Source organism: Micromonospora lupini, assembly GCF_026342015.1.
Classification (GTDB): domain Bacteria; phylum Actinomycetota; class Actinomycetes; order Mycobacteriales; family Micromonosporaceae; genus Micromonospora; species Micromonospora lupini_B.
The window spans coordinates 2621696-2640489 of record NZ_JAPENL010000002.1 but is presented as its reverse complement, the minus strand read 5'-3'; the positions used below and the strand labels follow the sequence as shown (position 1 = coordinate 2640489).

At 71.7% G+C, this 18794-nt stretch carries 16 protein-coding genes; 7 read left to right on the top strand and 9 right to left on the bottom strand.

What is annotated here, in order from left to right; all coding sequences use genetic code 11:
• Position 1 precedes the first annotated feature (1 nt).
• Genes OOJ91_RS27105 through OOJ91_RS27095 form a run of 3 tightly spaced genes read left to right on the top strand, consistent with a single transcriptional unit; the run spans position 2 to position 3197 of the window.
• A complete protein-coding gene (locus tag OOJ91_RS27105) occupies positions 2–1288 on the top strand; it encodes a nicotinate phosphoribosyltransferase (protein ID WP_266249354.1) in 1287 nt (428 codons plus the stop codon).
• 36 nt (positions 1289–1324) lie between these two features.
• Entirely contained in the window at positions 1325–1906 is a 582-nt protein-coding gene (locus OOJ91_RS27100; RefSeq protein ID WP_266249353.1) for an isochorismatase family protein, read from the top strand.
• Between the two features lie 40 nt (positions 1907–1946).
• On the top strand, positions 1947–3197 hold the full coding sequence (locus OOJ91_RS27095) for an MFS transporter (RefSeq protein ID WP_266249352.1): 1251 nt from the start codon (positions 1947–1949) through the stop codon (positions 3195–3197).
• Positions 3198–3601: 404 nt separating this feature from the next.
• On the opposite strand, the gene ctaD is transcribed toward OOJ91_RS27095, so the two are convergent.
• Both ctaD and OOJ91_RS27085 read right to left on the bottom strand, forming a co-directional pair.
• Complete coding sequence (gene ctaD / locus OOJ91_RS27090) at positions 3602–5359, bottom strand: aa3-type cytochrome oxidase subunit I (protein WP_266249350.1); 1758 nt, start codon at positions 5357–5359, stop codon at positions 3602–3604.
• A gap of 129 nt (positions 5360–5488) precedes the next feature.
• Positions 5489–6595: an FAD-dependent monooxygenase gene (locus OOJ91_RS27085; protein WP_266249349.1), complete on the bottom strand. Its 1107-nt coding sequence runs from the start codon at positions 6593–6595 to the stop codon at positions 5489–5491.
• Between the two features lie 300 nt (positions 6596–6895).
• On the opposite strand from OOJ91_RS27085, the gene OOJ91_RS27080 reads away from it, so the two are divergent.
• Entirely contained in the window at positions 6896–8023 is a 1128-nt protein-coding gene (locus OOJ91_RS27080) for a GH12 family glycosyl hydrolase domain-containing protein (RefSeq protein ID WP_266249347.1), read from the top strand.
• A 131-nt stretch (positions 8024–8154) separates the two neighbouring features.
• On the opposite strand, the gene OOJ91_RS27075 is transcribed toward OOJ91_RS27080, so the two are convergent.
• The 3 genes from OOJ91_RS27075 to OOJ91_RS27065 form a co-directional block, all read right to left on the bottom strand.
• The gene (locus OOJ91_RS27075; RefSeq protein WP_266249345.1) at positions 8155–9120 is read right to left on the bottom strand and encodes a golvesin C-terminal-like domain-containing protein; all 966 of its coding nucleotides are present in this window, start codon (positions 9118–9120) and stop codon (positions 8155–8157) included.
• A complete protein-coding gene (locus OOJ91_RS27070) occupies positions 9120–9275 on the bottom strand; it encodes a hypothetical protein (protein ID WP_266249344.1) in 156 nt (51 codons plus the stop codon). The genes OOJ91_RS27075 and OOJ91_RS27070 overlap by 1 nt, the downstream gene beginning before the upstream one ends.
• Before the next feature lie 125 nt (positions 9276–9400).
• Positions 9401–10189, bottom strand: coding sequence for an aldo/keto reductase (locus tag OOJ91_RS27065; protein WP_266249341.1), 789 nt, complete (start codon positions 10187–10189; stop codon positions 9401–9403).
• A gap of 94 nt (positions 10190–10283) precedes the next feature.
• Here OOJ91_RS27065 and OOJ91_RS27060 point away from each other — a divergent pair, with 94 nt between their 5' ends.
• Together OOJ91_RS27060 and OOJ91_RS27055 are read left to right on the top strand one after the other, a co-directional pair.
• Entirely contained in the window at positions 10284–11333 is a 1050-nt protein-coding gene (locus tag OOJ91_RS27060) for a DNA polymerase ligase N-terminal domain-containing protein (protein WP_266249340.1), read from the top strand.
• A 14-nt stretch (positions 11334–11347) separates the two neighbouring features.
• Positions 11348–12538, top strand: a complete 1191-nt coding sequence (locus OOJ91_RS27055; RefSeq protein ID WP_266249339.1) for a threonine synthase — start codon at positions 11348–11350, stop codon at positions 12536–12538.
• Between the two features lie 39 nt (positions 12539–12577).
• Here OOJ91_RS27055 and OOJ91_RS27050 read toward each other — a convergent pair whose 3' ends face one another.
• The 4 genes from OOJ91_RS27050 to OOJ91_RS27035 form a co-directional block, all read right to left on the bottom strand.
• A complete protein-coding gene (locus OOJ91_RS27050; RefSeq protein ID WP_266249336.1) occupies positions 12578–13954 on the bottom strand; it encodes a pectate lyase in 1377 nt (458 codons plus the stop codon).
• Positions 13955–14196: 242 nt separating this feature from the next.
• A complete protein-coding gene (locus OOJ91_RS27045; RefSeq protein WP_266249334.1) occupies positions 14197–15993 on the bottom strand; it encodes a glycoside hydrolase family 15 protein in 1797 nt (598 codons plus the stop codon).
• 42 nt (positions 15994–16035) lie between these two features.
• A complete protein-coding gene (locus tag OOJ91_RS27040) occupies positions 16036–16428 on the bottom strand; it encodes a cupin domain-containing protein (RefSeq protein WP_266249332.1) in 393 nt (130 codons plus the stop codon).
• A gap of 294 nt (positions 16429–16722) precedes the next feature.
• On the bottom strand, positions 16723–17610 hold the full coding sequence (locus OOJ91_RS27035; RefSeq protein ID WP_266249329.1) for a sulfotransferase domain-containing protein: 888 nt from the start codon (positions 17608–17610) through the stop codon (positions 16723–16725).
• A 91-nt stretch (positions 17611–17701) separates the two neighbouring features.
• Between OOJ91_RS27035 and OOJ91_RS27030 the strand changes: the two genes are divergently transcribed.
• Positions 17702–18772: a beta family protein gene (locus tag OOJ91_RS27030; RefSeq protein WP_266249328.1), complete on the top strand. Its 1071-nt coding sequence runs from the start codon at positions 17702–17704 to the stop codon at positions 18770–18772.
• Positions 18773–18794 lie beyond the last annotated feature (22 nt).

The window sequence follows — 18794 nt, the reverse complement described above, 5'->3', positions numbered from 1 at the left end:
GGTGAGCACCCTCCGCCCCGCGCTGCTGACCGACCACTACGAGCTGACCATGGTCAGCGCGGCACTCAAGGACGGCACCGCCGACCGCCGCTGTGTCTTCGAGGTGTTCAGCCGTCGGTTGCCCAGCGGCCGGCGCTACGGCGTCGTCGCCGGCACCGCGCGGCTCATCGAGCTGATCCGCGACTTCCGGTTCGACCCGACGGAGGTCGACTTCCTGCGCCGCACCGGGGTGGTCGACGAGGCGGCGGCGGCCTGGCTCACCGACTACCGCTTCACGGGCGACATCGACGGGTACGCCGAGGGTGAGCTGTTCTTCCCCGGTTCGCCGATCCTGACCGTCTCCGGCGGCTTCGCCGAGTGCGTGGTGCTGGAGACGGTGGCGCTCTCCGTGCTCAACCACGACTGCGCGGTGGCCGCGGCCGCGGCGCGGATGGTCACCGCCGCCCGGGGCCGGGCGCTGATCGAGATGGGATCGCGCCGGGCACACGAGGAGGCGGCGGTGGCGGCGGCACGGGCCGCGTACCTGGCCGGTTTCCGGTTCACCTCCAACCTCGCCGCCGGGGAGCGCTACGGCATCCCCACGGCGGGCACTGCGGCACACGCGTTCACCCTGCTGCACGACGACGAGCGGGCGGCGTTCGCCTCGCAGGTGGCCACGCTGGGCAAGGACACCACGCTGCTTGTCGACACGTACGACATCAGCCAGGGCATTCGCAACGCGATCGCGGTGGCCGGGCCGGAGCTGCGGGCGATCCGGATCGACTCGGGTGACCTCGCGGTGATCGCGCAGCAGTCCCGGGAACTGCTGGACTCGCTGGGCGCCACCGAGACGAAGATCATCGTCTCGGGCGACCTGGACGAGTACTCGATCGCCGCGCTGGCCGCCGAGCCGGTCGACATGTACGGCGCGGGGACTGCAGTGGTCACCGGCTCCGGGGCACCCACCGCGGGGCTGGTCTACAAGCTCGTCGAGGTCGAGGGCCGCCCGGTGGTGAAGCGGTCGGAGCACAAGGCGACCATCGGCGGGCGGAAGGTCGCGGTCCGCCGGCACAAGCCGACAGGCACCGCCACGGAGGAGATCATCGTCCCGCAGGGCGTGCCCGACCGGCAGGCCAACGACCGGCTGCTCCAGCGCTCGTACGTGATCGACGGCGAACCCGTGGGTCTGCCCACCCTCGACGAGTCCCGGGAGCACCTGCGCGAGTGCCTCATCTCCATCCCGTGGGAGGGGTTGAAGCTCTCCGCCGGCGACCCGGCCGTGCCGGTCACTGTCGTGCCCGCCGCCTGACCCCCTCCGCCAACCCGACCCGAGAGGCAGATCCCGATGGCCGACGCGCTGATCATCGTGGACGTGCAGAACGACTTCTGCGAGGGCGGCTCGCTGGCCGTCCCGGGTGGCGCCGGAGTCGCCGCCGGGATCTCCCGGCTGCTCGCCGTCGAGCCGGACCGGTGGCAGCACGTGGTCGCCACGAAGGATTACCACATCGACCCGGGCGCACACTTCGGCGATCCGCCGGACTTCGTGGAGTCGTGGCCCCGGCACTGCGTGGTCGGCACCAGCGGCTCGGAGTTCCACCCGGAGCTGGAGACCGGGCGGGTCGAGGCGATCTTCCACAAGGGTGAGCACGCGGCGGCGTACTCCGGGTTCGAGGGGCACGCCGACGACGGCGAGTGCCTGGCCGACTGGCTGCGTCGGCACGACGTGGACCGGGTCGACGTGGTCGGTATCGCCACCGACCACTGCGTCCGCGCCACCGCGCTCGACGCCGCCCGGGAGGGCTTCGCCACCACCGTCCTGCTGGAGCTGACCGCCGCGGTCGCTTCGGAGACCACAGACGTGGCGTTGCGGGCGATGGACGGCGCCGGCGTGATCCTGCACGGCGAACCTGTGATCAGGGCCGCATGAGGCGGTAATTGGTTGGCCAACGGTCCGCCCCCCGCCGAGGATGTCGCCGGAGGTACGGACCAACATGAACCTGAAGCCTTACCGGACAGCCCTCGCCCTGCCCGGCCTGCGGTCGCTGCTGCTGGTCGCCGTCCTGGCCCGCATCCCGCTCACGGCGACAGGCGTCACGCTGACCTTCCACGTCGTGCTCGATCTCGACCGGGGCTACGGCGCGGCCGGCCTGGTGGGCGCCGCGGTCACGGTAGGCGCGGCGATCGGTGGCCCGCTGCTCGGCCGCCTGGTCGACAGGCGTGGCCTGCGTCCGGTGCTGGTGCTCACCGGCATCGCCGAGGCGGTGTTCTGGACCACCGCGCCGTCGTTGTCGTACCCCCTGCTGCTGCCGACCGCCTTCGTGGCCGGCTCGCTGGCTCTGCCCATCTTCTCGGTCGTCCGCCAGTCGATCGCCGCGCTGGTTCCGGAAGATCAACGGCGGCCGGCGTACGCGCTGGACTCCATGTCCGTCGAACTGTCCTTCATGATCGGCCCCGCGTTGGCGGTGGCCCTGGTCACCGCGATCTCGGCGCAGACCACCATGTACCTCGTCGGCGGCGGCATCGTCGCCGCCGGGATCGCCCTGTGGCTGGTGAACCCACCGATCCGCAGTGCCGCCGAGCCCTCCGGCCCGCGGCCTCACGTGCCTCGCCGGGAGTGGCTGACGCCCCGGCTGCTCGCCGTACTGGCGCTCAGCGCCGCCGCCACCCTGGTGCTCGGCGGCACCGACGTCGCGGTGGTCGCGGTCCTGCGGGCCAGCGGCGAGGCCAGCTGGACCGGTGCCGTGCTGGCCGGCTGGGCGGTCGCCTCCCTGGCCGGCGGCTTCGCCTACGGGGCGGTGCACCGCTCGCTCTCTCCGCTGATCCTCACCGCCGCGCTCGCGCTCTGCACCATCCCGGTCGGGTTGGGCGGCGCGCACTGGTGGCTGCTCTGCCTGGCGCTGATCCCGGCCGGGGCGCTCTGCGCGCCGACCATCGCGGCCTCCTCCGACGCCGTCAGCCGCCTGGCCCCGGCCGAGGTACGCGGCGAGGCGATGGGCCTGCACGGCTCGGCGGTCACCGTCGGCATCGCTGTCGGCGCACCGCTCGCCGGCGCGGTGATCGACGCCAGCGCGCCGCTCTGGGGCTTCGTGGTGACCGGAGCGCTCGGCGCGCTTGTCACCCTGGCCGTGCTACCCGGCGAGTTGCGCCGCCGTCGCGACGCCGACGTTCTCGCGTCGGTGTCGCCCACCGAGCCCGCACTCGCCGCCGCCACCCGCTGAGGACCGCGCGGACGCCCCCCGCTGCGCGCTGCGGGCCGCGCGGACGTCGCACCACGCCGGCGCACCCGCCGGGTCGACGCCGGACCGCGCCGCAGCGGCTCTACGTGGCACTCGAACGGTCACGGGGTGGGCCGGCTGCGGATGGTGGTGAGTCCGACGGCTCTTCAGCATCACAGGCCCCGCACCATCCGACCAGGCGGATCGACCCGCAGGGGCCGGGCGGGAGATCGGAGGAGGCCGAACAGCCGGACCGGGCCGAGCAGCCGGAGGACTGGTAGGCGACGGCATCCCGCCGAGTCGCGTGAGACGAGGGTGGGAGCGAGGTCTGGCGGACATGACGACGGGCGCCGCTCCCGGGTGGTCCCGGGGGCGGCGCCCGTCGTACGGCTGAGCGGTTTGGAGCGTCAGTGCCTGTCGATGTCGCTGGCGGTGTCCTCGCTGTAGCGAGCGCCGCCGTCCGACTCGCTGGTCAGCGGCTTGGAGCCACCCTCCGGCGGACCGGCAAGGGTCTGACCGGCGGCCAGCTCCGGGAACTTCATGTCGAACGCCGGCCGCTCGGAGCGGATGCGGGGCATCCGGTCGAAGTTGCGCAGCGGCGGCGGGCTGCTGGTCGCCCACTCAAGCGAGTTGCCGTGACCCCAGGGGTCGTTCACCTCGACCACCGGGCCGGTCTTGTACGACTTCCAGCAGTTGTAGATGAACGGCAGCGTGGAGATACCGGTGATGAACGCACCGATCGTGGAGATCGTGTTCAGCGTGGTGAAACCGTCGCCGGGCAGGTAGTCGGCGTACCGGCGGGGCATGCCCTCGGCGCCGAGCCAGTGCTGCACCAGGAACGTGGTGTGGAAGCCGATCATGGTGAGCCAGAAGTGCACCTTGCCCAGGCGCTCGTCGAGCATCCGGCCGAACATCTTCGGGAACCAGAAGTAGATGCCGGCGAAGACCGCGAACACGATGGTGCCGAAGAGCACGTAGTGGAAGTGCGCCACCACGAAGTACGAGTCCGACACGTGGAAGTCGAGCGGCGGGCTGGCCAGCAGCACACCTGTGAGACCACCGAAGAGGAAGGTGACCAGGAATCCGACCGCCCAGAGCATGGGCGTCTCGAAGCTGATCTGGCCCCGCCACATGGTGCCGATCCAGTTGAAGAACTTCATGCCTGTCGGCACCGCGATCAGGTAGCTCAGGAAGCTGAAGAACGGCAGCAGAACCTGACCGGTGGCGAACATGTGGTGCGCCCAGACGCTCATCGAGAGCGCGGCGATCGCGACGGTCGCGGCGACCAGACCCTTGTAGCCGAAGATCGGCTTGCGGGAGAAGACCGGGATGATCTCGCTGATGATGCCGAAGAACGGCAACGCCACGATGTACACCTCGGGGTGCCCGAAGAACCAGAACAGGTGCTGCCAGAGCATCGGCCCACCTGTTGCCGCGTCGTACACGTGGGCGCCGAGGATGCGATCCGCGGCGAGCGCGAACAGCGCGGCGGCCAGCAGCGGGAAGACCAGGATCACCAGGAGGCTGGTGACCAGGATGTTCCACGTGAAGATCGGCATCCGGAACATGGTCATGCCGGGCGCACGCAGGGTGAGCACCGTGGTGATCATGTTCACCGCGCCGAGGATGGTGCCCAGGCCGGAGATGGCCAGACCCATGATCCACATGTTGGCGCCGACGCCTGGCGAGTTCTCGACGCTGCTCAGCGGCGAGTACGCGAACCAGCCGAAGTCGGCGGCGCCGCCCGGGGTGATGAAGCCGGCGGTGGCGATCGTGCCGCCGAACAGGTACAGCCAGTAGGCGAAGCTGTTCAGGCGGGGGAAGGACACATCTGGCGCGCCGATCTGGATCGGCACGATGTAGTTCGCGAAGGCGAACACGATAGGCGTCGCGAAGAACAGCAGCATGATCGTGCCGTGCATCGTGAAGAGCTGGTTGTACTGCTCGGGCGACAGGAACTGCAGCCCGGGTCGGGCCAGCTCAGCCCGCATGACCAGGGCCATCAGGCCGCCGATCAGGAAGAACGCGAACGCGGTGACCATGTACATGATCCCGATCTGCTTCGCGTCCGTGGTACGCAGCAGCCGCGCGATGGCCGACCCCTTGACCGGCTCCCGGACCGGCCAGGGCCGGGTCACGACCGGCTTGGGTGCGACGGTGGTCACGAGTGGCCTCCGGTTCTCGGTTGTCCCGCTCGGCACACGCTGTTATCTGCGGGCCGTCATCCGCAAGGAGGATAGTCCTCGGCAGGTCGCAGCGCCGCGTGGGGTGGCGTGACACGATCTACTACGGGCCTACAGCGGGCCGACCAGCAACCGGTAGTGCTCCCCGAAGATGCGTCCGCCGCGTCCGCGCAGCAGCGGATCACGCAGCGCCGGCGGCACGTCCCTGGTCCGGTTGCGGTCGCGGGTCCGGTCGGCCACCCAGCGGGTACGCGGGCGACGACGACTCTCGTACGCCACCAGGGCCGCTTCCACGCTGCCCGCGGCGCGCAACGACTCGGCCAGCACCACGGCGTCCTCCAGGGCCATCGCGGCGCCCTGGGACAGGGTCGGCGCGGTGGCGTGCGCGGCGTCGCCGACCAGCAGCACCCGCCCCCGGTACCAGCGGCCCAGCTCGACCTCGTCGGTGATCCCGGCGTGCACCCGGTCGAGCATGTCCAGCACCTCGGGCACCGGCCCCCGGTAGTCGGCGAAGAGTTCGCGCAGCCGGGCCACCGGGTCGGCGGGCGGCTCGGTGCCCGCCTCGTCGGCGTAGCAGTGCAGCCGCCCCTCCCCGATCGGCACCAGCAGCAGACCGGAGCGCTGCCCGAGCAGCGCGGTCCAGTCGGTGACGGGCGGGCCGTCTCGCAGGACGGCCCGGTAGACGACGTGCCCGGCCGGGCGGGGTGGCCCGCCGAGCGCGGCCAGGGCCCGGACCGAGGAACGCGGCCCGTCGGCGCCGATGACCAGGTCGTACTCGGTGCTCGTGCCGTCGGTGAAGGTGACCCCGACCGCGCGCGGCAGCAGATCGAGGGTGCGGACCTCGGCGCCGTGTCGGACGGCGCCGCCGGCGCCGCTGAGCAGCACCCGGTGCAGGTCCGCCCGGGGCAGCGCCCGGCACTCGCCGACGCCGGCCCAGAGGGCGTCGAGGTCCACCTCGCAGAGGGGCAGCCCCGCGGCGTCGAAGAACCGCTGCCGGTGGATCACCTGCCCGAGAGGACGGACCGGGTCGTGCAGGTCCAGCCGGTGCAGCGCGCGGGCGGCGTTGCCGGGCAGGTAGAGGCCGGTCTCGGTCGACTCCCCCGGGGGCAGCTTGTCGGTGACGTCGGGCCGGAAGCCCGCCAGGCGCAGGGCCCGGGCGACGGCCAGGCCGGCGATGCCCGCGCCGACGATGAGAATGCGCAGGGGGGAGCCACCCATGGTGGTGTACGCCTCCGGAGGGGGAGCGGAACGCGTCGGAGGCAACACGCTACTCGGAGCTATCGGCGCACACCAGGGCCTGATCGGGCCGCCGGATCCGCTCCTCGGCCGTTCGCGCCGCTTAGCTGGTCGGCCCTCGACGCCCGTTCGGTGGCGGGATGGCAATCCTCACAATTCACCAGTTTGACGCGGGCGGTTGCGCCTTAGTTTCAGGCATGTAAATGTGTCGTTGAGCGTGGGAGCGCTCCCGCACCATCCCACCACATCCGGCGCCCGGCACGCGCCGAGTCAAGGAGCGTCATGAAACGTCAACTTCGGGCCCTGGCTGCCGCCGGTCTGCTGGTCGCCAGCTCGCTCGTCGCCGTGGCCCTCGGCGGCAGCGCCTCCGCCGACACCCAGATCTGCGAACAGTACGGCTCGACAGTCATCCAGGGTCGCTACGTCGTGCAGAACAACCGCTGGGGCACCTCCGCCCAGCAGTGCATCAACGTCACCAGCAACGGCTTCGAGATCACCACGCTGAACGGCAGCAGCCCCACCAACGGGGCGCCCACGTCGTACCCCTCGGTGTTCCTCGGTTGTCACTACACCAACTGTTCCCCCGGCACGAACCTGCCGATCCAGGTGTCGCAGATCAGCAGCGCCACCAGCAGCATCTCCTACCGGTACGTCAGCGGCGCCATCTACGACGCGGCGTACGACATCTGGCTCGACCCGTCGCCCAAGCGGGACGGGGTGAACCAGATGGAGATCATGATCTGGCTCAACCGCCAGGGCCCGATCCAGCCCATCGGCTCGGTGGTCGGCACGACCAACCTGGCCGGCCGGACCTGGGAGGTCTGGCGGGGCAGCAACGGCTCCAACAACGTCATCTCGTACGTCGCGTCGTCGGCGGTCTCCAGCCTGAACTTCAGCGTGCTGGACTTCATCAACGACACCCGCAACCGGGGCGCGATCACCAACTCCTGGTACCTGACAAGCATCCAGGCCGGCTTCGAGCCGTGGCAGGGTGGTGCCGGCCTCGCGGTGACCTCGTTCTCGGCAAACGTCAACGGTGGCGGCGGCAACCCCACCAACCCGCCGCCGACGACCCCGCCGCCGGGCGGCAGCGCGGGCTGCGCGGTGAAGTACACGGCCAACGCGTGGAACAACGGCTTCACCGCCGACGTCCAGATCACCAACACCGGGTCCAGCGCGATCAACGGCTGGACGCTGACCTACAGCCTGCCCGGCGGGCAGCAGGTCACCAACGCCTGGAACGCCACGGTGAGCCAGAGCGGGTCGACGGTGACCGCCCGCAACGTCAGCCACAACGGGTCGGTCGCACCCGGCGGCACGGCCAGCTTCGGCTACCAGGGGACGCTGAGCGGGTCGTACTCGTCCCCGACCAGCTTCGCGCTCAACGGCGCCACCTGCTCCCGCTCCTGAGCTGTCGTGGGGGCGCGACCACGCGGTCGCGCCCCCACCCACGCGAGAGATCCACTCGGGTTCCTTGACGTCGGGGCATCGCCGCGCGTGGGACACCCCGACTTCCAGGAAATCGAGTCGATCAAGCCGAGTCAGACCCGGGTGAGGCGTACGGCGTCGGCGATGACCAGGCCGGTGGCGTTGCTCCAGCGGCTCACCGCCACCCGGTTGGCGTCACCCGCCGGCAGGGTGAACGTGCCGAGGACGCGCCACTGCCCGCCGGTCACCCGCTGGTCCACGTACACCGTTTTGTTGCCGGTGGTGGTGGCGACGATGTACGGGGTGGCGCTGTTGTAGCCGCTGTTCGTCGGCCACCACGCCTCGACCCGGTAGCTGCCGGTCGCCGGCACGTTGAACTTGTACCAGGCGGGGTCGCTGACCGCGATCGGGTCGGCGTAGCGGTAGTCGGCGCCGTACCGCTGGCTGGAGAACGTCGACACGCCCCAGTTGGCGCTTGCCGTGAACCGGCCGGAGGTCGTGTTGTCCACGGTGGAGGACCACGCGGTCCCGCCGCCGGCCATCTTCGCGGCGACGTCGGCGCGCATCACGTTCAGGTCGATGAAGGACGGGTCGATCTTGCCGGTGGTGCTTGTCTCCCGGTGGCCCCGGGCGTAGCTGCTGTCCCGGCCGAGCCGGGTGAGTACGGCGGCGGTAGCGGCGATCGACGAGTTGTACTGCGCGGTGGTCATCTGCTGGTCGACGCCGTTGTAGTCGATCTCCCACCCGATCATCAGGGTGTTGCCGTCACCGGCGGGGATGGGGCCGCTGCCGCCGCTGACCCCGGCGTGGTTGCAGCGGCCGGCGGAGATGACGTGGAAGACGCCGTTGTAGTCGACGAGCGCCTGACAGAGCGGGCCGGCCAGGTCGGAGCGGCCGTTGATGCAGATGCCGAGCGCCGGGTGCGGGTTGCTGGCGCTTGAGGTCGAGGCGGTGTGGTGCCAGAGCACCCCGATCGGGTCGAACGAGCCGGGTCGCATCCGGTTGAGCCAGTCGCCCTCGACGACGACCTGGACCCCGGCGCCGCGCAGCACGTCCACGAGCCACGGGATGGTCGCCATCAGGAGTCCTGCAACAGGTCGGCCAGGCACTCGGCCTTCGGAGCGGCGCTCGCCGGGGCGGGTCGGACGGCGAGTGTGGTGAGCGCGGCGGCCACCAGGGCGGGGATGCCGAGCACCCCACGGCGACGCAGACGGACAGACGGGGATCGGGCCATGGCGGTCCTCCAGCGGCGAGGGGTTCACAGGCATCGACGCGCGTGATGACGGCACGCTATACCGTCATGAGCGTCGATGTCGATAGCCTTCACTTTCAGGCCATGCCGTGAAGGATTCCGCCGGCTCAGGCGTCGCCGAGCGCGTCGATGTCGCGCATCTCCTCCGCCGTCAACGAGAAGTGGAAGACGTCGAAGTTGGCGCTGATCCGCTCCGGGGTCACCGACTTCGGGATCACCACGATCTCGTGGTCGATGTGCCACCGCAGCACCACCTGCGCCGGGGAGACGCCGTGCGCCGCGGCGATCCTGGTCAGCACCGGATCGCTGAGGTCGCTGGTCTTGAACGGGCTGTACCCCTCCAGCACCACGCCCCGGTCCCGGTGCTCGGCGTGCCGCTGCCTGTCGTACAGCGCGGGGCTCCACCGGATCTGGTTGACCGCCGGGTTCTCCTCGGTCGACTGGATCAACTCGTCGATCTCGCCCGTGCTGTAGTTGCTGACCCCGACGGCGCGGGTCAGGTTCTCGTCCCGGGCGGCCAGCAACTCGCGCCACAGCGGGATGCTGTCCGCAGGCGAGGACGGTGGCCAGTGGATCAACCAGAGGTCCACCTGGTCGACGCCGAGCGCCTCCAGGCTGGCCTCCAACGTCTCGCGCTCCCGGCCCATCCGGTCCGGAGGGAGCTTGGTGGTGACGAAGAGGTCCTCGCGACGCAGCCCGCTCTCCCGCACCGCCCGGCCGACCTCCCGCTCGTTGCCGTAGACAGTGGCGGTGTCGAGGTGCCGGTAGCCGGTGTCGAGCGCGGCCAGCACGGCGTCGTAACCCGCCTGGCCGGTGGCCTGCCAGGTGCCGAAGCCGAGCAGAGGCATCCGCACGTCACCCGGGAGCAGGGCGGTGGGCTGGTCGCTGAGGTCCATGAGGTCCGTTCTACCCCGCCGCGCCCCCGGACGCCGAGCGAACCGGACACTCCGGCGGTCAGCGCAATGGCCCGGTTTGCCGGAGAATGCCGGTGTGACCGACCGGCTGGAGGAGTACCGACGCCGACGCGACGCCGCCCGTACACCCGAGCCGGTGCCGGAGCGCGGCCCCACGGCGACGGGGCCCGACGAGGGCGCCGGGCGCTTCGTCATCCAGCAGCACCACGCCCGCAGCCTGCACTGGGACCTACGGCTGGAGCACGAGGGCGTGCTCGCGTCCTGGGCGGTGCCGCGCGGCCTGCCCCGCGACCCGGGCCGCAACCACCTCGCCGTGCACACCGAGGATCACCCGATGGAGTACCTGGACTTCTCCGGCGAGATCCCCGCCGGCGAGTACGGGGGCGGCCGGATGGTCATCCACGATCGCGGCACGTACCGCTGCGAGAAGTGGCGCGACGACGAGGTGATCGTCACGCTCTCCGGTGACCGCACCGCCGGCCGCTACGCGCTGTTCGCCACAGGTGGTCGGGACTGGATGGTCCGCCGCACCGATCCCGCCCCGCCGGGCTGGACGCCGATGCCCGAACTGGTCCGCCCGATGCACGCCACGCCCGCCGCCGGGCTGCCCCGCGACCGCGCCGCGTGGGGTTACGAGCTGCGCTGGGACGGGGTCCGGGCGATGGCGTACGTCTCCGGCGGGCGGTTGCGGCTGCTCTCCGAGACCGACGAGGAGATCACCGGCGGTTACCCGTGGCTGCGCGCGCTGGCCGAGGCGTTGGCGCCCACCGAGGCGGTGCTCGACGGCGTGCTCGTCCGCATCGACGGCTCCGGCCGGGTGCGCCCCGCGCGTCCCGCCAGCGGTGGCCGCGTCCCGGCCGGCGCCCAGTTCCTGCTCGTCGACCTGCTGTGGTTGGAGGGCGTGAGCAGCGTCGACGTCCCGTACACGCAACGCCGGGAACTGCTCGATGGGCTGGCGTTGGCCGGTACGCACTGGCAGACTCCGCCGTGGTTTCCCGGTGCCGGCGACGAGGCCCTGCGCACCGGGCGGGAGCAGGGGCTGCCCGGTGTGGTCGCCAAGCGGCTGGACTCGGTGTACGAGCCGGGCCGGCGCAGCCGACGGTGGCTGAGCATCGACGCGGCCTGACGGCGAGGAGCGACGTGTACCTGACCCATCTTGACTGCCCACGCTGCGGCCTGGAGTACGCCGCCGACAAGCTGCAGAACCTCTGCGAGTGCGGCTCGCCACTGCTGGCCCGCTACGACCTGCCGGCGGTGGCGAAGGCGGTCACCCCGGAGCGTTTCGGCCTGCGCCCGGCCGACCTGTGGCGGTACCGGGAGCTGCTGCCCGTCGCCGACCCCCGGCACGTCACCACGCTCGGTGAGGGCTGGACGCCGCTGCTGCGCACCCCGTCGTACGGCGCGGAGATCGGCATCGCGGACCTGATGGTCAAGGACGAGGGGTTGGTCCCGACCGGCTCGTTCAAGGCGCGCGGCGCGGCGGTGGGCGTGAGTCGGGCTCGCGAGTTGGGCGTCGAGCGGATCGCGATGCCCACCAACGGCAACGCCGGTTCGGCGTGGGCGACGTACGCGGCACGCGCCGGGATGGGCGCCACCATCGTGATGCCGCTGGCGGCGCCGACCATCTGCCGGCGCGAGTGCGTGGCCGCCGGCGCCGACCTGCGCCTGGTGGACGGGCTGATCAGCGACGCGGGCCGCCGGGTGGCCGAGCTGATCGCCGAGTCCGAAGGGGCGATCTTCGACGCCGGCACGCTGCGCGAGCCCTACCGGCTGGAGGGCAAGAAGACGATGGGGTACGAGATCGTCGAGCAACTCGGCTGGCAGGTGCCCGACGTGATCATCTATCCGACGGGTGGCGGGGTCGGTCTGATCGGCATCCACAAGGCGCTGCACGAGATGCGCGAGCTGGGCTGGGTCGGCGACAAGCTGCCCCGGCTGGTGGCGGTGCAGTCGACAGGCTGCGCGCCGATCGTGCGGGCCTTCGCCGCCGGCGAGTCCCGGGCCCAGCCGTGGGAGGACGCGCACACGGTGGCGTTCGGCATCACCGTGCCGTCCCCGTTGGGCGACGAGCTGATCCTGGCCGCGCTGCGGGCGTCCGCCGGCACCGCGGTCGCCGTCGACGACGCGGAGATCCTGGCCGACCTGCGGGATTTCGCCGCCCGTGAGGGGCTGCTGCTCTGCCCCGAGGGCGCGGCCTGCCTGACCGCGGCGCGGCAGCTACGCGCCGGTGGCTGGATCCGCGCCGGGGAACGGGTGGTGGTGCTCAACACCGGCGCGGGGCTGAAGTATCCGGAGACTGTCGACGTCTCCGGCGTACCCGTGCTGGCCTGAGCCGGCACCCCGGGGACGGCGGGGTGCCGGCGGCCGGGCCTACTGGTAGGTGATGTCGGACGGCGCGTAGAAGCAGTTGACGCCGTCGGCGCCCTCGCCGATCTTCGTCGGCTCGCTGCCCTTGGGCACTCCCTTGTACTTGACGCAGATCGAGGTCTCCCGGTCCGGGTCGCCGACGATGGTGATCCGGCTGAACCGGGCGGTGTCGCCCCAGTTGGTGTTGATGCCGGCGATCGCGTCGGTGTCCCTCACGACCACGTTGTCGATCACCACGTGCCGCTGGTACGACGTGGAGCAGTTGCCGCAGGCCCGGTAGAGCTTCCCGGCGTTCTCCACCCGGAAGTTCTTGATGTAGACGGTGCCCGCGCCGTTGTGCTGGAAGACCTTGTCGCTGGCCGAGCGGGCGCCACCACCATCGACCGTGTACGTGGTGCCGCCGCGGAAGGTGGCCGCGTCCTCGCCCACGTCCTCCCACCAGACGTTGATCAGTGTGCAGTTGCCCTCGCAGTGCACGCCGTCGCCGGCCGGCGCACCGATGATGACGTTGCGCAGGGTGGCGCCGGCGGCCAGCTCGAACATCGGGTCCTGACTCTCGCTCTGCCCACCGTCGCCGATGCCGTAGTAGCGCTTGAGCCCACCGTCGAAGGTGCCGGTCACTGGAATTGTCGCGTCCACCTTCTGGCTGCTGGTGGGCGTCGGCCACCCCGCTGGCGGTGGGGTGGTCGGGGCCGACGTGGTGGGTGGCGGTGTGCTCGGCCCTGCGGTGGTCGCCGGCGGCGTGGTCGGGGTGCCCCCGCCGGACGAGTCGACGACCACGTCGTCGAAGCCGCCGCTGGCGTACGCGGTGACCAGGCCGATCCGGCCCGCGCTGGCCAGGCTGTTACTGCCGGAGGCGATCTGGGTGCCGTTGACGAAGCCGCGGACGGTGCTGCCACTGGCCTCGATGCGCAGGGTGTACCAGGTGCCGGCGGCGACGCCGAGCGACGCGGAGCCGATCGCGGTGATGCTGCTGCCGTTGACGGCCTGCAGTTCGGCCCGGCCGGAGCCGAGCAGGGCGAGGCGGTACATCTTGGTGCTGCTGGTGGATCGGGCGGCCAGCCCGACCAGGGCGCTTGACGAGCCGAAGCTCGCCGGTCGGACCCGTGCCTGTACGGAGTAGTCGGTCCAGCTGGTCTGCCCGGCGAACTGCCGGGCCAGCTCGCTGCCGGCGTTGGACTGGTTGAGCACACCCGAGCCGTCAACCGCCCAGGTGCCGCCGGACTTGGACCAGCCGGAGGTGTCGCCGTCGTCGAAGGTGTCGCTGAACACGGTGGCCGCGAAGGCCGAGGTCATGCCGGCGACGAGGGCCGCCACGGTCACGCCGGCGCCCACCGCCAGCACCAGTGGTCGCCGGCCGGGGAGTTGTCTCTTGCGCACAGTTGTCCTCCTTGACGCGTGTGGTGGTGATCCCACGGCCGTCCGTCGGACAGACATGCAGGCATGGCGTGCCGCCGGCCTGGGATCGGTGTGCCCCGTCGGATGCCCGGATCCGGAGCGGGGTGAAGCGGGATGAAAGCCGTGGGAAAGGGCTTTCCCGCCTCTTCGAGGCTAGGACTGCGCACGCATCACCGTCAATGCCTGGCGTTTGCAGGTCTGTTGCAGGATTCCGGCGGGACCGGTCAGAAGCTCTCCGGCTCGGTCAGCCGCCACGCCGCGTTGATCAGCCCGATGTGCGACAGCGCCTGCGGCGTGTTGCCGAGCTGCGCGCCGGTGGTCAGGTCGATCTGCTCGCTGAACAGCCCCACGTCGTTGGCGTTGCCCACCACCCGTTCGAACAGCTCCTCGGCCCGGCGCGGCTCACCCGCCATCACCAGGCACTCCACCAGCCAGAACGAGCACAGCAGGAACCCGGCCGGGTCGGTCGTCCACCGCCGGACCAGCCCGTTGTCCGTGCCCAAGTCACGCTCCACCATCGCGATGGTGGAGCGCATCCGTGGATCGGTGGCCGGCAGGAAGTGCGCCACCGGCAGGGCCAGCACCGAAGCGTCCAGCTCCGGCGACCCGAACGCGCCGGTGAACGCGCCGATCCGGTCGTTCCACCCCTCGCGCAGCACCGCCGCGCGGATCTCGTCGCGTACGCCGGCCCAGCGACGCGGATCGGCACGGTCACCGAGCCGGTCGGCGAGCCCCACGGCGCGGTCCATGGCCAGCCAGCAGGAGACCTTCGACGAGAGATAGTGCCGTTCCTCACCCCGGGTCTCCCACATGCCCCGGTCCGGCAGATGCCAGGTCGCCGCCACCTGCTCGGTCAGCCCGAGCACCATCTCCCGCAGCTCCTCCTCGAACGGGACGCCCAGGTAGTCGCGCAGCCTCCACACCGCCGACATCACCTCACCCGGCACGTCGAGCTGCCGCTGCCGCCACGCGTCGTTGCCGATCCGCACCGGCCGGCTGTCGAGGTATCCGCGCACGTGATGGCAGTGGTGCTCGGAGACGTCACGTTCGCCCTCCAACCCGAAGAGCACCGGCACCGGCTCGTCGCCGACCCGGCCGATCGACCGGGCCACCCAGGCGAACAGCCGCGACGTCTCGTCCGGGCAGGCCGCCACCCACAGCGCCCGCATGGTCAGCGAGAAGTCCCGCAACCAGGAGTATCGGTAGTCGTAGTTGCGATCGCCGCCGATCCGCTCCGGCAACGAGGTGGTCGGCGCCGCGATCACCGCTCCGCTGCGGGCGTACGTGAGGCCGCCCAGCACTGTCGCGCTGTGCCGGACCAGCTCGGGGTAGCGGCCGGAGTACCCGTGCGTCTCCCGGAACGCCTCCCACGCCCGCGTCGTCTCGGCGAGGGCGGCCAGCGGGTCCAGCCGGACGGGCGGCGTCCCGTACGTCTGCCCGAATGCCACGTCCATCCCGACCACCTGACCGGCGGAGATCTCGAACTCGTGGGTCACCCGGTCCCGGCCGGCCCGCAGCGGTAGGTCTCCGGCGCGCAGCACCAGCACCACCGGCCCGGCGCCGGCCAGCACCCCGCCGCCGGGCTGCTCATGCAGGTACGGCGTGAGCAGCCCGTACTCCGGGCGGGGGGCGAAGTCCAGCATCATCCGGACCCGCCCGGACAGGCCCTCGACCACTCGGACGAGCACTGCCGGTGAGTTCTTGCCCAGGTCGTGGGCGCGGGCGCCGATCTCGGTGGCGAGCGCGTCCGTCACCGCCACGCTGCCGTACGGAGTGTGGTGCACCGTGCGCAGCACGAGCGTGTCCGGCCGGTACGCGCGCTCGACCCGGTAACCGGGGCCGCCGACGCCGACGGGCGCCAACCGGAAGTGTCCCCCGTTCGGGTCGAGCAGCCGCCCGAACACCGAGGGGCCGTCGAACCGGTGCGGACACCACCAGTCGACCGATCCGTCGATGCCGACGAGCGCCCCGGAGCGGGCGTCCGAGAGGTACCCGTAGTCGGAGATCCGCAGCTGCCGCACTCGCCGCGCGTACCCGGATCGGCCTGCTTCAGGCCGCCGCCGTCACGCGGTCGGCGGCTCGTCCTCGCCGGCCTCCTCGGCCCTGTCGGCTTCCTCCTTGGTGTGGTGCACGGCCTGGTCGGCGTGCTCCGGAGGGCCGTAGACGGTGTAGAGCACAAGCGGGTTCGGGCCGGTGTTGACGAAGTTGTGCTTCGTCCCGGACGGCACGACGACCAGGTCGCCCGCGACGACGTCCCGCTTCGCGCCGGCGACCCGGGCCTCACCCGTTCCGCTGACGAAGGTCAGGATCTGGTCGATGCCGTCGTGCACCTCCTCGCCGATCTCCCCGCCCGGCGGAATGGTCATGATCACCAGCTGGGTGTGCTCGCCGGTCCACAGCACCCGCCGGAAGTCCGGGCTCTTCTCGGCGACTGTCGCGATCGTGAAATGCTCCATGGCCCGCTCATACCCCGTTCGGTCGCGCGTCACGCCGGGACCGGCAGATGGTGGAATTCCCCACGGTCGGCAGGTTTGGATCCGCGCAGACCGGGGATCGAGAAACCCAGACCGGCGCGAGTGGCCGGTCGAGCCAGGTCCCCGCCGGCGTACCGCCGAACGGCTGCGGTGGTGGGAGACGGCCAGAGCGCGGCGACGTTCCGACCACGGTCGAGCGGCGCCGTGCGCTCTTTTCGGCTGGCGGTGCACGCGGCAAGACGAGTTCGGTCAGCGGCGCAGCCAGGCGAGTTTCGGCTAGCGGTGCAGCCAGGCGAGCAGGTCGGGCGGGGCCAGGGCCCTCGCCCGTTCCTCGTAGCGGGCCAGAGCGTCCCCGTCCAGCAGGGTGCGCCCCTGCCCGGAGCCGCCCTGGCGGAAGAACGCCCGGCGGTCCCGCAGCACGCCGAGCATGTCCGGGGCGAGCTGGTCGGCGCGTTCCCGCATCCGATCGAACGTGGCCGCCTCGACCAGGGTGGGCCACCGCTCGGCGGGCACCTGGACGTCCCACCGCTCGGCCAGCCGGCGCATCTGGGCGCCCAGGTCGGCCCGGAGGTCGTCGTAGTGCACAAGCTCGACGTTCGGCTCGTGTCGTCGGGCCCAGGCGTCGCTCAGGTGCCAGAGCACCCCGGGCAGCGAGTCCAGCTCGGCGCGCGGGTCCACCTCGTGGTCGACCCAGCTCGGCAACCACTCCCGTGCCGACGGACGGGCCCGCGGCGGGCCCGCCGGCACGGGATGGCCGGTCAGCTCGGCCATCCGGACCCGGTTCAGGTTGCCGGACTGGTGATAGAGGGACACCGCCATGTCCAGCGGATGCCGCGCCACCACCACGTAGTGCACCCGAGGGTCGAGCGGCACCCCGTCCAGCGGCGTGTGCGTCTTGATGAACCGGCGGTGCGGTTGGGTGGCCAGCCGCTGGTACACCGCGTCGCGCGGCTCGCCCAGCCAGTCCAGCCAGGGCGACAGCTCGGTAAGCGACGCCGGCAGCTCCGGGGTGCCGAGCACCAGCAGCGCGCAGATCATCTGCATCCAGGTGGTGCCGCTCTTGGACCGGGTGCTGATCACGATGTCGCCGTCGCGGAACGGGAACCCGACCCAGCGGCCGCTGTCCTCGTCGTCGGAGCGGTAGCGGTGGGGTGACGCGGACATCGGGCGAGCGTAGTCGCCGAAGCGACAGCCGGGCAGCGGATTTTGCGGCCCGAATACGTTGACGTATGCGAATGTCTGACTAGATTGAGGTATGGTGCCCGCCCACCGGGGCCGGGCGGCGGAACCGGTCTACCGCCCCATCCTCGCCACCCGCCGACGCGGCGAGCTGGAAGCGTTGCACCACCTCGACCCCGCGGTCGCCCCGCTGCTCGCCCCGATCCTGGAGATCGGCGCGGTCGATCGCTCCACCCGGGACGCTCTACGCCGGTTGCCGGTCGGGCTGCTGCCGGCCGTCGACGTCTCCGCCCTGCCCGACTCGGTCGACACGGAGCTGGCTCGGTGGGGCGTACCGCTGATGCCCGTCATCGGGCTCGCGGAGGGTGACCGGCGGCTGGTCGCGCATGGCACCGCGGCCCGGGCGTACGCGCGGCGGGCCCTGATCCGGCTGCGCGTCGCGCACGACCGGGCGGGGCCGGACGCGGACACGACAGCCGTCGAGCGGATCTGGCGGTTCACAGGCCTCGCGCCGGAGGAGTGCGACCTGCTGGTGGACGCGGGCGACGTCTGCTGCCCGGCGGACGTGCGGGTGGCCGAGCCGCGGGTACGCCGACTGCTGGACTGGGCCCGTCGCCACGCCTGGCGCTCGGCGACGGTGGCGGCCGGTGGCATGCCGCCGACGCTGTCCCGGCTGCCCACCGACGAGCCGATCCGGCTGGAGCGCTGGGACTGGCAGCTCTGGCGGCGGCTTACCGACATCGGGGTGGACTACGGCGACTACGGCGTCGGGCCGGCGCTGGCCGACTCCGGCGATCCGGGCGACCGGATGCCCACCGTGCGGTACACCGCCGACGACGGCTGGTGGGTGTACCGCTGGTCGCGCCGTGGCGGTCGGGGCGAGGACCGCTTCGCCGACCTGTGCCGCACGCTGGTGGCGGCGCCGCACTGGTCGAGCGCCGGGGCGGCCTTCTCCTGGGGCGACCACGAGTTGCTGCGCCGCGCCCGTCGGGGCGCCGGCGCCGGGTCGACCGCCATCTGGACGGCGTGGAGCACGTCGCACCACCTGGCGCACGTGCTCGCCGCGCTGGTGCCGCCCGACGACGGCACCGGGGCCGGATGGGACCCCCCGTCGGGCCCGCCGCAGCGAGGGCGATCGCTGCGGTGAGAACCGCCCGGGAAGCGCTGCG

Bases quoted from the DNA above. Each gene is read 5' to 3' on its own strand.
- OOJ91_RS27100 (WP_266249353.1), top strand. From the start codon at position 1,325: ATGGCCGACGCGCTGATCATCGTGGACGTGCAGAACGACTTCTGCGAG.
- OOJ91_RS27095 (WP_266249352.1), top strand. From the start codon at position 1,947: ATGTCGCCGGAGGTACGGACCAACATGAACCTGAAGCCTTACCGGACA.
- OOJ91_RS27085 (WP_266249349.1), bottom strand. From the start codon at position 6,595: ATGGGTGGCTCCCCCCTGCGCATTCTCATCGTCGGCGCGGGCATCGCC.
- OOJ91_RS27080 (WP_266249347.1), top strand. From the start codon at position 6,896: ATGAAACGTCAACTTCGGGCCCTGGCTGCCGCCGGTCTGCTGGTCGCC.
- OOJ91_RS27075 (WP_266249345.1), bottom strand. From the start codon at position 9,120: ATGGCGACCATCCCGTGGCTCGTGGACGTGCTGCGCGGCGCCGGGGTC.
- OOJ91_RS27070 (WP_266249344.1), bottom strand. From the start codon at position 9,275: ATGGCCCGATCCCCGTCTGTCCGTCTGCGTCGCCGTGGGGTGCTCGGC.
- OOJ91_RS27065 (WP_266249341.1), bottom strand. From the start codon at position 10,189: ATGGACCTCAGCGACCAGCCCACCGCCCTGCTCCCGGGTGACGTGCGG.
- OOJ91_RS27040 (WP_266249332.1), bottom strand. From the start codon at position 16,428: ATGGAGCATTTCACGATCGCGACAGTCGCCGAGAAGAGCCCGGACTTC.
- OOJ91_RS27035 (WP_266249329.1), bottom strand. From the start codon at position 17,610: ATGTCCGCGTCACCCCACCGCTACCGCTCCGACGACGAGGACAGCGGC.
- OOJ91_RS27030 (WP_266249328.1), top strand. From the start codon at position 17,702: ATGGTGCCCGCCCACCGGGGCCGGGCGGCGGAACCGGTCTACCGCCCC.